This window comes from Thermofilum adornatum (assembly GCF_000446015.1).
GTDB classification, from domain to species: Archaea; Thermoproteota; Thermoprotei; order Thermofilales; family Thermofilaceae; genus Thermofilum; species Thermofilum adornatum.
Genome location: NC_022093.1, coordinates 694,199 through 707,713 on the forward strand (window position 1 = coordinate 694,199; position 13,515 = coordinate 707,713).

The window sequence follows — 13,515 nt, forward strand, 5'->3', positions numbered from 1 at the left end:
GGAAGCAATCCGTTATCAACATTGAATAGACAAGACAGAAAGCAAGCACCTCGAATACAAGCAGGCCCTCTCCAGCTTCGACTCCATACTAGCCACCATCTCCGCTTTAGCCAAAACATGGTAAGGATGAATACACATAAGCGTCAACTATGGAAAAACAGTGGGCGTCTATATGGGCAGGGACCCCTCAAAGAACCTGCAAACAACTTATCCCAAAGACCCAGCCCCATACGCTACCCACATTCACTGCCTACGCCTAAAGTTCCTAACGAGGAACATTGTCCCCCATACTCCGTCTTCAACAACAAGTTCTCCCTCACCAGCCCCTCAATAAGCCCCACGGGGTCCTCAACCCTGCCTACCAGTGCCTCCACGGCCTCCCCATACCTCAAAGGATGAACAGCACACGTATTCAAAAGCCACGCAACAGGGTCCCCACTGACCAGCCTCGGGGGAGGCTCCGGCATATTCAAGAGCTCCACCCTACCGGAGCCCAGGACCCCCTGAAACTCCTCGTAGGCCTCCACAAGCTCCCTCTCCGTGGGCGGCTCGACAAAGGACTCCGCAGGCGTCCTTATAGGTACAGAGATATATGCTTTAGACAGCCTCAGCCCCCTGAGAAAAGTGGCTATGTCCCTATACACCCCCTTATCCGTGTTCACGCCCCTAACAAACATTGTCTCAGAGATCAGCGTCCCCTTGTAGGATGACGAAAACTCCCTTATCCCATCTAGGACCCTCTCCAGCACCAGCGACGGGTGCGGCCTATTTATCCTCCTCCAAACCCTTTCCGACACGCTGTCAACCTTCACCGAGACAACGTCGGCCTGCTCCAAGTCCCTACACACATCCTCCATCCACAACAAGGAAGCATTGGTCAAGACAGCCACCCTGACACCAGTCTCCCCCTTAACAAACTCTATAATCCTGCCCATACAAGCGTCCAGGGTCGGCTCACCATCCGGAACAAAAGTCACATAGTCAACACTATCCCTATTCCTCGACACGAAGTCCACAACCTCTCCAGCCACGTCCCTCCAGTCATAGAAACACTTCCTCTCAACACTCAACCTAGCCGTCCGCCCAAGCTGACAATACACACAGCTATACGTACAAGTCTTATAAGGAATATTATTAACCCCCAAACTACGGCCAAGACGCCTCGAAAAAACAGGTCCAAAAACATACCCACCCGTATAAACACCACCATCAATAACACCATGCTAAAATTAAAACCTTCCCCTAACCCAAAAACAAGCCCTGAGAAAAGTCTCCACAGCACTCCTAGCAATACTAGTATTGACACAGACCATTATCCTAGCCCCACAACCGCACAAGAACAACAACTGCGCGGTGCGCGGCTCGCTGGACACACAGTCATAATGGTCATAGCCAAGCATAAAGAAATCTAGCTTGTGACACATGACAAGTACTCGCCACAAACCTTATTGTAATATTTATAAATGATTACATAGTTGCAAAGAGTTCCTCTGCTTTCTTGGGCATAACATACCGCTTCATACCAAAGAGCTAAGCCTACTAGAAATGTGATTGACCCCTGGATTTCTACTGGAGTAGAATAAAAAAGCAAGGCATAATATATTCTCTTTTACTCTACTCACAAGTTTTTCTTTAATATAGTTTCCACTTGAAATAGAGGGGTCTGAGAAGATTATACATGCTACGGGGATTTTTCAACCGTATAACTGTATAATGGGGATGGGAAAAGGGGTTTAAATAACCCCTCTATTTCCACTGGAGTTTTGGAAACGGACAAGTTCGGGCTCTTTATGGTGTTATTCACAGTCTTCATTATCTTTTTATCTTTAGTTTAGCAGAAAAATATCTGTTAAAAAAACAGAGAATTTTCCATGATTATACAGTTTCAACAATTGCTGTTGCATCTCTGATTTCGGAACCGTAACATAATCCTATACCTCTAATGAGAGAAACGTGAGATCAAATAGCTGCGCATTGTAGATGGATTTTTTCTAGCGCGCTTGAAACTGCACTATGCTTTTTAGAACCGATGTATACTATACCATACAATGACCGAGCAATAACAACCCGTATCATATGAATGGAAGCAGGTAACAATGTTCCGAAAATACATGAAGGAACTCAGCCCGACAATCACGAAGGGCGAGGAACCGGGAAGCGAAGACTCTCTGCGGATTATGGTGGCCAAGAACGGCGTGAGGACACTTGCCTTGTCTTTGCTGAGGAGATTGAAGCAGGATAAAGAGGATAATCAAAGGAAATACGCCGAGTATGTCTTGGAGGTGGACATCGACCAGCCTGAGACCGCTGCGTCGCTCTCTATGAAGATCCAGGACTACGACATGGTGCCTAGTCTTGGCTGGCTAGCCGAACCGGTGATAACAACGACCAATAGTGTGAGGGAGAATGGTTTCGAACGCACGGTCGAGCTTATACTCGAGGGTATCAAGTCTTTCATAATGAGCAAGGTAAAACTCGAAAGGTTATAAAAACTAAATTATTTTTTGTAGTAGTATTCGGCGCTCGCTGTTTCTCTAGTGTCTTAGCTTTTTCTCTTTGCTGGCTTGATTCTTGGGCTTGGCGGTGTCCTGCTCTTGGGTATTACGGGTGGATGGTTGGGGTGCCTAGTTTTAGTATTTGTTGTCGATGTTGTATTGGCTATATATGAAACGCACTGTGTTGACGCTAGCGCGCGCTTAGGTCTCTTGTGTATATTTTTCACGCTGAGTATTAGAAAAGGTTTTATGTATGTCCGTATATACGTATATACGGGTGTCTGGATGGCTAAGAGGAAGCTTACTTTGAGTGTTGAGGGTGACTTGCTAGATGAGGTTAAGGGGATTGTTGCCGTCAGGGGGAGGAGCTTGAGCAGTATCGTTGAGGAATATCTAGAATACCTGGTTTTCGAGAGGTGGGCTGAAGCTCTTAGCGAGGAGCTGGGTCTTGGCGATCTCGAGCCCACAACGGAATCAGAGATCTCGGGGGGCAGGCCTAGAGGGCTTGACGCGGCCGCTGTTGTTAGGGAATTGAGGGAGGGGAGGGTGAAGGATATTGCGGGGAGCTAAAACTGAGAAGGTGTATTACTTGGACACAAGTGCACTGGTGAAGAGATATGTGGAGGAGCCGGGCAGCAAAATCATTGATGAGATCTATAGGGATGCGTACAAGGGTGTTGGAAAGCTGGCTTTTTCCTACTGGAACATTGCTGAGGTTGCAGTTGTTTTGGACAAGTATGAGAGGAAGCTTGGGCTTGATGCCAGAAAGCTGCTGAGGAACCTGCTTAGTGAGTCTTCGACTCTCTCTAGGCTGCGCAGGCTTGTAGTTGTCAGTGTTAGTCCCTTAATCCTGCGGGCTTCCTTAAAGCTGGTGCTAAAGCATCACATATATGTTGCGGATGCCCTCCAGCTGGTATCAGCCAAAAGTATTGGTAACTGCACGTTTGTCACTGGTGACAGGGAGCTGGCAAGAGTGGCTGAAGCTGAGGGATTAAACACATTGTACACAGGCTGAGTGAAAATTGAGATCAAGCAATGTGAGATAGCGCGCGCTAAGGACAGATGAGGATGGTAAAACTGAGTATGGGGTCCCGGTTCTCCTTTATTATGAGGATGTGTGTATAGAGCCTTATGAATATTGAGCGTGTGGGTGGATGCGTGGTAGCCATTTGTTGGCGCGGGCTTGTGGTGATGTTGGTAGGGGTGGCCTGTTAAAGGCGTGCATGAGGGTCCGAAGGGGGTTGGAGGAGTTGTGTTTGCTCCCATGTTGCTGTTTAGGGTAAAGGGTTTTGGTTGGATATGTGGCTTGTCTGGGGTTTGTTGTAGGTCTGTTTGTTGCGGTAAGGATGGGGTCCAGGTTGATGGGTTCTTTGTGGCGCTGTTGCCTGTTTTCGGTTATGGGGCTGTGGCACGGTATGGGTTAAAATCTCTATGTGGGTGGTTGTTATATTTTTCCGAGTGCGTTTAGGAGTGCTAGAGTTAGTTGGACTATTAGTGTTGCTATGATTGTTGCTGTGAGTGCCCATGTGACCTTTGTTGCGTGGTCTATTCGCTTGTCCAGCGCATCTATTCTTTTGTCTAGTGCGTCAATCCTTTTATCTAGACCGTCGATCCTCCTGTCCAGCGAGTCTATTCTCTTGTCTAGGTCGCCTATTCTCTCTACGAGCTGTGTGAATGCGCCCTCGAGCCTCGAGACCCTCTCTGAGAGGCCTGTGACCCTGTCTTCTAGCACTGATATCCTGGCTAGGACCTCGCTCCTCAAGGCCTCGATGCTTTCCCTAGTCTCCTTTCTCAGGGCTTCGATATCTTGCCTTGTCGCCCTTTCTAGGGCCTCTATGTCGCTCTTCGTGGCCACGTCCCTCAGGACGGCGTTTATCATTGCCAGCCTGACGTCGGGCTCGCCTACGAGGAGCTCTGCCAGCCTCTTCCTAGCCCTAGCATCGGCCTCAAAAAGCCTGACAACATCCTCGGCAGTAATCGACTGCATCCCCTTCACCTTATAGAGCCTCTTAAGTATCTTATATAGTTTTCAGTTTCCGGAGTGTGCTCCCTGGCCAAACGCTATAAAGATAAACGTTTTCTATATGTATCCTCCAGATTTTTGGATGGGTATCGGGGTAGCCCATGCTCTGGCGTCGCTGTGTATCCAAGCATGAGCACATAAGTGATGGAGGGGCGCGCGTTTTCTGTTAAGAGTGATATTGGTGTGCTGGAGGTGTATGTAATCTGGGTAGTCAATATTGTGTGATTTGGCTGTTTTTCGTTTTTGGTTGCTTCTTGAGTGGGTGTGTTAAATTAAGAGTTGGGGTTATATTACCCCGTAGTTGTATTATTGTTAGAGTTGTTGATGGCGCCTAAGATCAAAATTGAGGATACGACGGGGTCTGGGGAGAAGATCACGTTGACTATTGAGGGGGCGGAGATTAGCGAGAAAAGGGTGGTGCAGGTTTTGCAGATGCTTCGACTTCTCAAGTCTTCTGGCGGGGGCGTGGTTGAGGAGGGGGAGAGTATGAAGGAGAGGATTTGGAGGGTTATTGTGGAGAATTTTGGTGATGGGACGTGGTTTAGTATTCGGGACCTGTATAATGTTGCTTCCCGGGAGATGCCGGACCTGAAGGTTACGGCTGTGTCTACGTATGTTTCCCGCCTTGTCGGCGAGGGGAGGCTTGTTAAGAGGGGGTCGAAGCCGAACACGCGTTACAGGGTCCAGTCGGTTAGGCGGGAGGCGGCTTATCCATAGGAGTGGTCCCGGTTTAGCGTTGTATAGGGTTCCCGTTGCGCCTTATGAGGGGGTCTTGTTGCCTTTTGGTGGCAGTTTTATGGTTATATAGTTGCATGCTTTGGATATAGAGCTTGGGGTCAGAGCGATAACTGTATATATTGTCTTTTTCGAATAATATGTAGGTAGAGATGAAGAGCTTGGCGAAGCCACTTGTAGCCTTTGTCCTATTATTTTTGTCTTTGTCTCTTGTATCAAGCGTTCTCTTCAGTGCAAGTGGTAATGGTAGTTGTGGTGCGTCTAATGCACTTGAGAGGACGGGTCCTCTTAGTGTCGACTTGAGGGTTGCTGTTATTAGTAGTGATTCTGGCTTTGTGGAGGGTGTTAGGTCTGCTTTTGTGGCGAGGGACTTTAGGGTTGTTCCTGTGTCCCGTGCCTGGGAGGCTGTTGGAAAAGACCTAGTAGTTGTCGGCTGGGACGCGTTGGGCGAGCTGTCAAGATACCCGGGGCTCGTCATAGCACTGGTCAATGGCTCGAGGCTTCTGGCTGTAGCCGAGCCGGGCGTTGATGCCCTCAGGGTGCTCTTCTCTGGCATCGTCAAGCCAGTAAGGCTCGGCGAAAAGGATGAGCCAAGCGACCCCTTCGCTTTCGTACCAATGGTCGAGGAAAACGGCTACCTATACCCAGGCTGCGGCCAGAACATGGTTCTCGTGAGGGCTTTACCCATAGGGGGAGGAAAGCTGGCCGTTGAGTATTCTGCGGCGCCGCTAAGGACGAAAAGCGAGCTTGCAGGGGTAGCGTCGCTACTGGTTAAAGAGTCGTTTGTGGAGCAGCGGTCGCAACAGACAAGGCTGGAAAGTGGGGCGGGCACGTCCGGGTTCTTGTTCGATAAGTCGCCGGCATGGGTATACATAGGAAAGTACACTAGTCCGGTGTTTGTTTTTTCTGGTGTTTTTGGAGATGCCGGAGCAACGGACTTTGAAGTTCTGGCTGGCTGGGGACAGTTTTTGACTGACAATAGTCGTGGGACGTATACGTGGGAGATCGATGTACATTATCACGGGATGGAAGGCCTAAATGGTTATAGCCCGCCTGTAAAGAATCTGCTTGGTCTCTGGGCTGTTGAGCCGAATAGTGTTGTAGTGGATGCGCTTACAGATAGGTATGGTGACCAGAGGATTAAGGATTGGGAACCTTTAGGGTCGCCCGGTAACCGCTTCGTGTTGACTATAGGGGGTTACCCAAGGGTGACCTGGGATACGGTTACCGATTTTTGTTATAGTCCCTTTTACGGCGAGAATGTTGTAAAGGGGGCTACGTGGAAGTGGGGCTTAACGGGCTATAGCTCCAAACTTTATTATGCAATGAAGAGCCAAGTGTGGATGAACGCCGTTGGGGTCCTATACTTCAAGGTAACTATCAAGGCGAATACCTTCTTTTATGCGAACGGGCTCAGGGACGTTGCGTCTTCTGGGTGGCATGAATTCTACTTCCGGGCGACAACGTCTCGGCTATACTTGCTGTCGACATCATAAATATATATTCGGCTAATAGCAAACGGAAGCTTTTTCTTAGAACCTTTCAATGCCATGCGAGAGAAGTTTATACACGAGGAGGGTTTGCATGTGGTATATTTCGCATCTATGAGCCATGTCTAATATCGTAACACTTAAATATTTTATTGTATTAATTGCGTTTGGTAACAATGGTTTCAGAGAGCCTCCTGGAGCAGGCGAGGAATCTTCATGGACATGTATGCCCCTACCTTGTTTTGGGCTTGAGGGCTTCTGAGATAGCTTTTGAGAGGCTGGGAATCACGCGTGTGGGGGTGGCCGAGACTATGAGAGAGGATGTTGTTGCGATAGTTGAGGCTAACAACTGCTTCGCAGACGGTGTCCAGGTGTTTACTCGTTGCACGTTTGGCAACAATTCCCTTGTTTATCTGGATACAGGAAAGACTGCTTTGACTGTGTTTAGGAGAGGCGAGAAAAGAGGGGTGAGGGTCTATGTTCTGTCTGAGAGGGTTAGAGAGCTCCTCCAGCCGGAGGTGGGTGAGCTTTGGCGTAGGGTTGTTGCTGAGAGGAGGGGGTCTAGGGAGGATGCTGAGAGGTTGCACGAAGCGTTCGAGAAGCTTGGACGTGGGATGCTTAACCTGTCGGAGGACTTCTTTAAGATCAGCGAGGTGGAGGTTGTAGAGGAGCTTGAGAGGGCGCCGATCTTTGAGAGTGTTAGGTGTGAGTCCTGTGGGGAGCTGGTGATGAAGCCTAGGGCTGTCCTTAAGGACGGGAAGTGGTTCTGCGCGTCGTGCGCGGGTGTGCCTGTACAGGCCGTGGTTGGCAGGGGTATTTCCACCGTGAAGGTTCCCTTTAGGGAGGTGAGCTAGGGTGGAGAGGAGGACCATTGCATTGGTCATTGTTCTCGTTGTAACGGTAGTGTTGCTAGGTGTTGTTGCAGTAATGGTCTTCCGGGCTCCTGGGTCGCAGGAGACGAAGCCTCAAGCGCCCCGTGTCATAACTGTGGTTGACTTTTCTAATAGGACGGTAGAGGTGCCCGTTAATGCTTCTAGGGTCGTCGCCATTGGTCCAGGGGTGTTGCGGCTAGTTGCCTACCTTGGAGCGCTCGACAAGATTGTTGGTGTTGAGGATGCCGAGAAGAGCTGGTCGCCGCTAGGTAGGGATTACGCGATGGCGTATGGTGATGTATTTAAGAACCTGCAGGTGATAGGTCCAGGCGGGCCTAGGAATCCTCCTAACCCAGAGTTGCTTAGGAGCGTGAAGCCGGATATTGTGCTGATGTCTCGGGTGTACGTAGACGTCTACGACCCTGACAGGCTGTCGCAGGAGGTTGGAGCCCCAGTCGTGGTGATCGACTACGGCGTGGCTGGTTACCTGAATGTCACGGAGTTTAAGCGCGCGATAACTCTGCTCGGGAGGATTCTGGGTAGGGAGGCTAGAGCGCAAGAGTTGGCCAAATACATTGACGGTGTCGTCGACGATCTTGCTCAGAGGGTCAGAGTTGCTAAGGTAGCCCCCTCGGTGTATGTTGGGGCAGTGTCGTACAAAGGTGCTCAGCCGTTTACAGGCACGCAGGGCATGTTTCCGCCTCTACAGCTCTTGAAGACGAGGAGCATAGTCGACGAGCTGGGCAAGAAGGGCTTCGTGAACGTAGACTTTGAATACATACTGAAGAAGAATCCAGAATATATCTTTATAGACCTTAATAATCTGCAGACGGTTCTGGATGACTATAAAAAGGATTCAGCGAAGTACTGTGCTCTAGGGGCGTTCAAGGAGGGCAGGGTATATGCATTGCTACCCTTCAACTATTACCACACGAACGTGGCTACAGCCCTCGTGGACGCCTACTTCATGGGGAAGGTGCTCTACCCAGAGCAGTTCAAGGACGTAGACCCAGCCAAGAAGGCGGACGAGATCTACAGGGTGTTTCTGGGGAAGCCGCTCTACGAGGAGTTCGTGAGGGGCTTCGGCAGAGGCTTTGGACCCCTAAGCGACCTCTTCAAGTGCTAGGGGCTAGTGGATGGAGCGTGGCGTCTACATTATATTTGAGAGGAAGGTTTTCCTCATAGTTGTCCTCGCTTTACTGGCTGTTGTATCTGTCCCTGTCACTGTCGCGTTTGGAACTGTGTATAAGCCATGGGAGGTGTTGGCCGGCGTCCTTCTGGGGTCTAGCGACGTTTTCCAGGCACTAGTTTTAAGGTTTAGGAGGGCCCTGGTTGCGTTACTCGTCGGCGCTCTCCTGGGTGGTGCCGGGGTGCTTACGCAGGCGTCTTTCAGGAATCAGCTTGCGTCGCCTTTCACGCTTGGTATTTCAAGTGCGTCTGCGCTCGGCGTTGCCGTTGCATTGGTGCTGGGGGTTGGCGGTAGGGGAAGTAGCTGGTTTGTGTCCTTTTCCTCTCCGTTCGTTCTTGCATTGTTTGCGTTTGCTTTTTCTATTGTTCAGACTCTGCTTGTGCTTCTCCTAGCTTGGAGGGCGGGGCTAGATCCACGGGCACTCGTCTTGGCGTCTATTTCTCTGAACTTCATGTATCAGGCTGTCTTGTACCTAGTGCAGTACCTCGTGCTTAACGAGGTTCAGCTTGCCACGGTTGTCTTCTGGACTTTTGGGGATCTTGGGAGAGCAGGCTGGCAGGAGCTGGGCGTCCTTCTTTTTGGAACCCCTGTCTTCGCCCTGGCTTACCTGGTTCTGCACAGGGATTTGGACTTGCTTGTCTTGGGCGACGACGTAGCCGAGACGTCTGGCATAAATCCGAGGCGGGCTAGGCTTATCGCCGTGATGGTGGCCGCTCTGGGCGCCGCGCTGGCAACTAGCTTTGTGGGGATACTGGCCTTTCTGTGCCTGCTGTCTCCACATGTTGCAAGGCTTTTGATTGGTGGTAGGCATAAGTACCTGGTTTCTGGGTCCATGCTTATAGGCGCCTTGATCCTTGTGTGGGCTGACGCCGTGTCGCGGACTGTTTTGTCGCCCGTCGTTTTGCCCGTGGGGATAACCTTGTCGTTGACGGGTGCACCTTTACTGATATATCTATTGACTAGGGGTGGCGGGGTTGGCGGCTATAAGGGTTAGAGGGGTCTCGGTTTACTTTGGAGGGTTCCAGACGCTTAGGAGTGTGGAGCTTGAGGTTGGAGAGGGGGAGTTTCTCGCCGTTATAGGGCCTAACGGGAGTGGGAAGACTACTCTGCTTAGGACAATCGTCGGCGTGCTTAGGCCCAGGGTGGGGGCTGTATACATTGATGGGAAGGAGTTGCAGGAGTACAGCAGGCTGGAGCTGGCAAGAAGGCTGGGATATGTTCCTCAAGGTTTAGAGCGACAGAAGTTTCTCACGGTTCTCGAGTTCGTGTTGACTGGGAGGAGGCCGTATATTTCCTTCGACTATGCGCGGGTCGACTACGAGAAAGCTATGGAGGCCCTCCGCAGGGTAAATGCCGAGCACTTGGCGGCGAGGACGCTAGATACACTTAGCGGTGGAGAGTTTCAGAGGGTGGTGATTGCGAGGGCTCTTGCAGGCGAGCCCGAGGTACTCGTACTGGACGAGCCTACGAGCAACTTGGATCCGAGGTTCCAGTTGGAGATAATGGATATGCTTAGGGGGCTCACGGGGGACAGAATAACTGTTGTTTCCAGCATGCATGACCTTACCCAGGCCTATAGGTACGCGGACAAGGTCGTGGCGCTTAAGGGTGGACAGATCTATGCTATGGGCAGGCCGGAGGAGGTTCTCACGGAGGACAACCTGCAAAGGATCTACGGGGTGAAGGTTAAAGTTTTTCCAGAGCACAGGGCCATTATTCTAGACAATTCTCTATAGCATTTTCTGTTTTAAACAAGGATTTACGCATGGATTTATATGTGTTTCAGGGTAGAGTGCATGCCCTATGTATCATCTTCCCTTAAGAAAATGATTTAGCGATATATATAGCGCGCTAACTAGCCGAACTATAGGAAGTGAGGGGGTATATCGATGAGAAAAGGGGGTCTATTAAATTACATTTCTTTGTTGATGAGTTTCCTTGGCGTTCTTCTGGGCTTTTTGCCAACGATAATTTACTATGTTGCGTATTATCCGGGGCTTAAAAGTCTACACGATTCTGATGTTTACCATGGGGATTGCTTAGAGTTTTTCTGGGATGTTGTGGGCGTTAAGGGGCTGGGATCCAAGCTTCTCCCCAATCTTTCTTCGGGACAGAAGCAACTGGTCCAGTTGATGCAGGGGCTTTGTAGGGTGTCGAAGATAAAGGTTTTGGATGAGGCCTTTTCTCATCTTGACCCGGTAAATGTCGACGCTGTGGGTAGCTATATTGCGAGGGAGCTTAAGGCGGACGTTGTCTTGTCTATCCATGTCCCAGAGGAGGCAGAGTGGCTGGGAGAGTACTTTATTGTTTTGAGGGATGGGCGTGTCGCGTGGCGTGGGACGCTTGAAGACCTTGCGAGGGAGAATATCTACGAGGTTTATGTGAGGGGGCATGTCCCGGAGGGACTCGAGGTTGTTGCCTCTCTGGGCTATGTGGCTCTTGTTAGGGCGTCTGAGGATGTGCTTTTTGAGCTTAACAGCCGGGGCGTGATTAGGGGGTTTAGGAGGGCTGGGGTGAGGGTTTACTATGCTGGGAGGGCTTAGGGTAGCCGTGAAGTGGTATTTTAGGGGCTTGTTTTTGCCGAGTGTTCTTGTTCCAATGTTCCTATTGATGCTGTTGTTCTATGGCCTCCTTTATGGGTACTCGTTGGGGCTTGGGGACTCAGGGGAAAAATTTAGGGTTGTGTATTTAGTTGTTGTCCTTGCCTCGGTGTTTCTTAACCCTCTTTTTCTTGCGTCGGAAGTGGCGCACGTAGCTAGAACCCGGGATATGACGGTGTTCGAAGTGTCTATGCTTGGTTGTTGGGTCTGCGTCGCCATGGCTAGGCTGGCGGCTCTGTTGGTCTACTTGGCGCCGTACATGTTGTTCCAGGTTGTTGCTTTGTGGTTCTTTGTTCGAGGTGTGGGGGATGTGGGCCTGGAGGTTGGGCTTCTTCTTGGGCTGTCTCTGCTTTTTTATGGAGGGATAGCTGTTGTCTTGTCGCTTGGAGGTAGCAGGGTTGTGGCCGTGGTGGGTTCCTCAATGTTGACGTTTTTGTTGCCTACATCTGTCCTGATACTTGTAGGGTCGCTGACGATATATAGGGTGTCTAGCCTAGATGTGTTTACATCTGCTGTTCTCTACTTGTTTAACGCACCTTTGAGCTATGTTGCCTCTTATCTGTATGGATTCAGGATGGCGCTTTCTTGGACGCAGGGGGCGCTTCTACTTGTCCTCGTAGATGTTTTAGTTTTTGCCATGTATGTTTATGCGTTTTCGAGGAAGCAGGAACTGAAAATATAGGAGCATTTCTAATTTGTTGATCTTTTGATCTTTGATCTCTGTTGCCTGTTAAATGTATTGGACAATTTTACCCTATCGAAATTATTCGGCTTAATAGTACTGCATATACTGGTTGTTTTGTCAGTGTATTTTACCTATGTAGACCGTGTTTTAGGGGTTCTGTGTATTATTTCTCTATGAAGTGCCCAAATATGGGTACTTTTAATTCATGAAACGTTACGTTTAGGGGTATCTATGAGCGCGCGATCATCGTTGCTAGAGGAAGGGGTAAACACAAGTGACAAACTCTTAGGATAAGAGGATCTCTTTATTTTATTATACTGGCAGCCGGATTAAACAATGGTGTCATCTAATGGAATGCGAGGTGCGTAGATGTAATTTTCAGAAGAAGCTCAAGCGATTTACGGGGAAGTAGCTGGTTTGTGGTCCTAGTTGTCTTTGTGGGGACTTTTATTCCGCCGATAGCTACGAGGTCTTTTGACCCGTCCCAGACGGGAGAGGTGGTGCTGTATGTTCTTAGTCATTCACTTGTCCATTCCCTCGCGCCGTTTTACCCCTTGTTCAACATTGTGGCCCTGGTTCTCCTTGTGTCCCTGTGCGTATGGGGGAACAGGGTTGCCAGGGTCTTTGCATTGTATGCAGGATTAAATTATATCCTGTTTGCCTTTTTGCAGAGCGTGGCTATAACGGATAGGTATTGTGTAGAAATCGTTACGGGCAACGTCATCATTATGTTGCTGGTAGCCTTTACGTGGCTGTGGGAGGCTGTTGTCATGAAGGGCGACTACTATTTGCGTGGTGCGAGGAGGACAAGGCTCTGGGTGGTTCCGCTGGCCGTGCTTGCCTTCTGGTACCCCCTGAACCCGAGAACTCCCATGCCCGACTTCAACCCCCTCTATCTCGTTGCGGGACCTGGGGGCTGGCATTCTGCCTGATGACTCCGCTGTACCTCAGCATTCTTATACTCATGCATCCCAGGGTAAACATTGCGACTATGAGGGTTACAGGGCTGGTCGGAGCGCTAATCGGCTTCTGGAACGTGGTGGTGAACTTTCTAATGTGCCCAGCTATCCTCTGGTGGAACGGTATCCTCCACATACCCCTAGTGGTAACCTCCGGCTATGCACTCATACTCTCCTACGCCATGTACCCCTAAAGCTTAAGAATCATTTAGAAAGGGGGAACGTTCTTATAGAATTAGTCCTATGTATGGCTATGTGTTTGATAAATGGTAATGCATGCGGTTCAGAGGTTGAGCCTTCGCGGAGTGATAGTCCTATTGTTTATGTTTTCTGACTCTGCTATGAAGGCAACTTTCCAAAGAAAAACATCAGTGATATATAAGTGATATATATATGAGAATTATTATATTATAGGATTGTGAAAACAACATGATAGCAATAGTGCTTGAGAAAGGCTCCATAGCGAC

General features: G+C 49.7%; 15 protein-coding genes. 13 read left to right on the plus strand and 2 right to left on the minus strand.

The genetic code is table 11. The annotated features are described in order from the left end of the window. Nucleotides 1-233: 233 nt before the first annotated feature. Complete coding sequence (locus N186_RS03870; RefSeq protein WP_020962466.1) at nucleotides 234-1,070, minus strand: radical SAM protein; 837 nt, start codon at nucleotides 1,068-1,070, stop codon at nucleotides 234-236. A gap of 1,041 nt (nucleotides 1,071-2,111) precedes the next feature. Between N186_RS03870 and N186_RS03875 the strand changes: the two genes are divergently transcribed. From N186_RS03875 to N186_RS03885, 3 genes are all read left to right on the plus strand, one after another. Then, complete coding sequence (locus N186_RS03875) at nucleotides 2,112-2,489, plus strand: hypothetical protein (RefSeq protein ID WP_148682036.1); 378 nt, start codon at nucleotides 2,112-2,114, stop codon at nucleotides 2,487-2,489. A gap of 255 nt (nucleotides 2,490-2,744) precedes the next feature. Next, nucleotides 2,745-3,065, plus strand: coding sequence for a DUF6364 family protein (locus N186_RS03880; protein WP_020962469.1), 321 nt, complete (start codon nucleotides 2,745-2,747; stop codon nucleotides 3,063-3,065). After that, a complete protein-coding gene (locus N186_RS03885; protein ID WP_052885509.1) occupies nucleotides 3,052-3,510 on the plus strand; it encodes a type II toxin-antitoxin system VapC family toxin in 459 nt (152 codons plus the stop codon). The genes N186_RS03880 and N186_RS03885 overlap by 14 nt, the downstream gene beginning before the upstream one ends. A 429-nt stretch (nucleotides 3,511-3,939) precedes the next feature. Here the strand turns inward: N186_RS03885 and N186_RS03890 are convergent, their stop codons facing one another. Beyond that, complete coding sequence (locus N186_RS03890; protein WP_020962471.1) at nucleotides 3,940-4,482, minus strand: hypothetical protein; 543 nt, start codon at nucleotides 4,480-4,482, stop codon at nucleotides 3,940-3,942. 315 nt (nucleotides 4,483-4,797) lie between these two features. Here N186_RS03890 and N186_RS03895 point away from each other — a divergent pair, with 315 nt between their 5' ends. From N186_RS03895 to N186_RS03940, 10 genes are all read left to right on the plus strand, one after another. Continuing rightward, entirely contained in the window at nucleotides 4,798-5,235 is a 438-nt protein-coding gene (locus N186_RS03895; protein WP_148682038.1) for a hypothetical protein, read from the plus strand. 170 nt (nucleotides 5,236-5,405) lie between these two features. Next, a complete protein-coding gene (locus N186_RS03900; RefSeq protein WP_020962473.1) occupies nucleotides 5,406-6,749 on the plus strand; it encodes a hypothetical protein in 1,344 nt (447 codons plus the stop codon). A 170-nt stretch (nucleotides 6,750-6,919) separates the two neighbouring features. Then, nucleotides 6,920-7,597, plus strand: coding sequence for an FmdE family protein (locus N186_RS03905; RefSeq protein WP_020962474.1), 678 nt, complete (start codon nucleotides 6,920-6,922; stop codon nucleotides 7,595-7,597). 1 nt (nucleotide 7,598) lies between these two features. Next, nucleotides 7,599-8,741, plus strand: coding sequence for an ABC transporter substrate-binding protein (locus N186_RS03910; protein ID WP_020962475.1), 1,143 nt, complete (start codon nucleotides 7,599-7,601; stop codon nucleotides 8,739-8,741). Nucleotides 8,742-8,751: 10 nt separating this feature from the next. Further along, entirely contained in the window at nucleotides 8,752-9,798 is a 1,047-nt protein-coding gene (locus N186_RS03915) for a FecCD family ABC transporter permease (protein ID WP_020962476.1), read from the plus strand. Then, nucleotides 9,770-10,540 (plus strand): ABC transporter ATP-binding protein, encoded by a 771-nt coding sequence (locus N186_RS03920; protein WP_240366755.1) that lies wholly within the window; start codon nucleotides 9,770-9,772, stop codon nucleotides 10,538-10,540. The genes N186_RS03915 and N186_RS03920 overlap by 29 nt, the downstream gene beginning before the upstream one ends. Nucleotides 10,541-10,732: 192 nt before the next feature. Continuing rightward, a complete protein-coding gene (locus N186_RS03925; protein WP_020962478.1) occupies nucleotides 10,733-11,347 on the plus strand; it encodes an ATP-binding cassette domain-containing protein in 615 nt (204 codons plus the stop codon). After that, nucleotides 11,331-12,086 (plus strand): hypothetical protein, encoded by a 756-nt coding sequence (locus N186_RS03930; protein ID WP_020962479.1) that lies wholly within the window; start codon nucleotides 11,331-11,333, stop codon nucleotides 12,084-12,086. Before N186_RS03925 ends, N186_RS03930 begins: the two co-directional genes overlap by 17 nt. A 422-nt stretch (nucleotides 12,087-12,508) precedes the next feature. Further along, a complete protein-coding gene (locus N186_RS03935; RefSeq protein WP_020962480.1) occupies nucleotides 12,509-13,021 on the plus strand; it encodes a hypothetical protein in 513 nt (170 codons plus the stop codon). Then, a complete protein-coding gene (locus N186_RS03940; RefSeq protein ID WP_020962481.1) occupies nucleotides 13,021-13,242 on the plus strand; it encodes a hypothetical protein in 222 nt (73 codons plus the stop codon). The genes N186_RS03935 and N186_RS03940 overlap by 1 nt, the downstream gene beginning before the upstream one ends. Nucleotides 13,243-13,515 lie beyond the last annotated feature (273 nt).

Excerpts from the sequence above, each read along its gene's own strand:
- N186_RS03900 (WP_020962473.1), top strand. The coding sequence starts at position 5,406 with ATGAAGAGCTTGGCGAAGCCACTTGTAGCCTTTGTCCTATTATTTTTG.
- N186_RS03880 (WP_020962469.1), top strand. The coding sequence starts at position 2,745 with ATGTATGTCCGTATATACGTATATACGGGTGTCTGGATGGCTAAGAGG.
- N186_RS03930 (WP_020962479.1), top strand. The coding sequence starts at position 11,331 with ATGCTGGGAGGGCTTAGGGTAGCCGTGAAGTGGTATTTTAGGGGCTTG.
- N186_RS03875 (WP_148682036.1), top strand. The coding sequence starts at position 2,112 with ATGAAGGAACTCAGCCCGACAATCACGAAGGGCGAGGAACCGGGAAGC.
- N186_RS03890 (WP_020962471.1), bottom strand. The coding sequence starts at position 4,482 with ATGCAGTCGATTACTGCCGAGGATGTTGTCAGGCTTTTTGAGGCCGAT.
- N186_RS03925 (WP_020962478.1), top strand. The coding sequence starts at position 10,733 with ATGAGTTTCCTTGGCGTTCTTCTGGGCTTTTTGCCAACGATAATTTAC.
- N186_RS03940 (WP_020962481.1), top strand. The coding sequence starts at position 13,021 with ATGACTCCGCTGTACCTCAGCATTCTTATACTCATGCATCCCAGGGTA.
- N186_RS03915 (WP_020962476.1), top strand. The coding sequence starts at position 8,752 with ATGGAGCGTGGCGTCTACATTATATTTGAGAGGAAGGTTTTCCTCATA.
- N186_RS03905 (WP_020962474.1), top strand. The coding sequence starts at position 6,920 with ATGGTTTCAGAGAGCCTCCTGGAGCAGGCGAGGAATCTTCATGGACAT.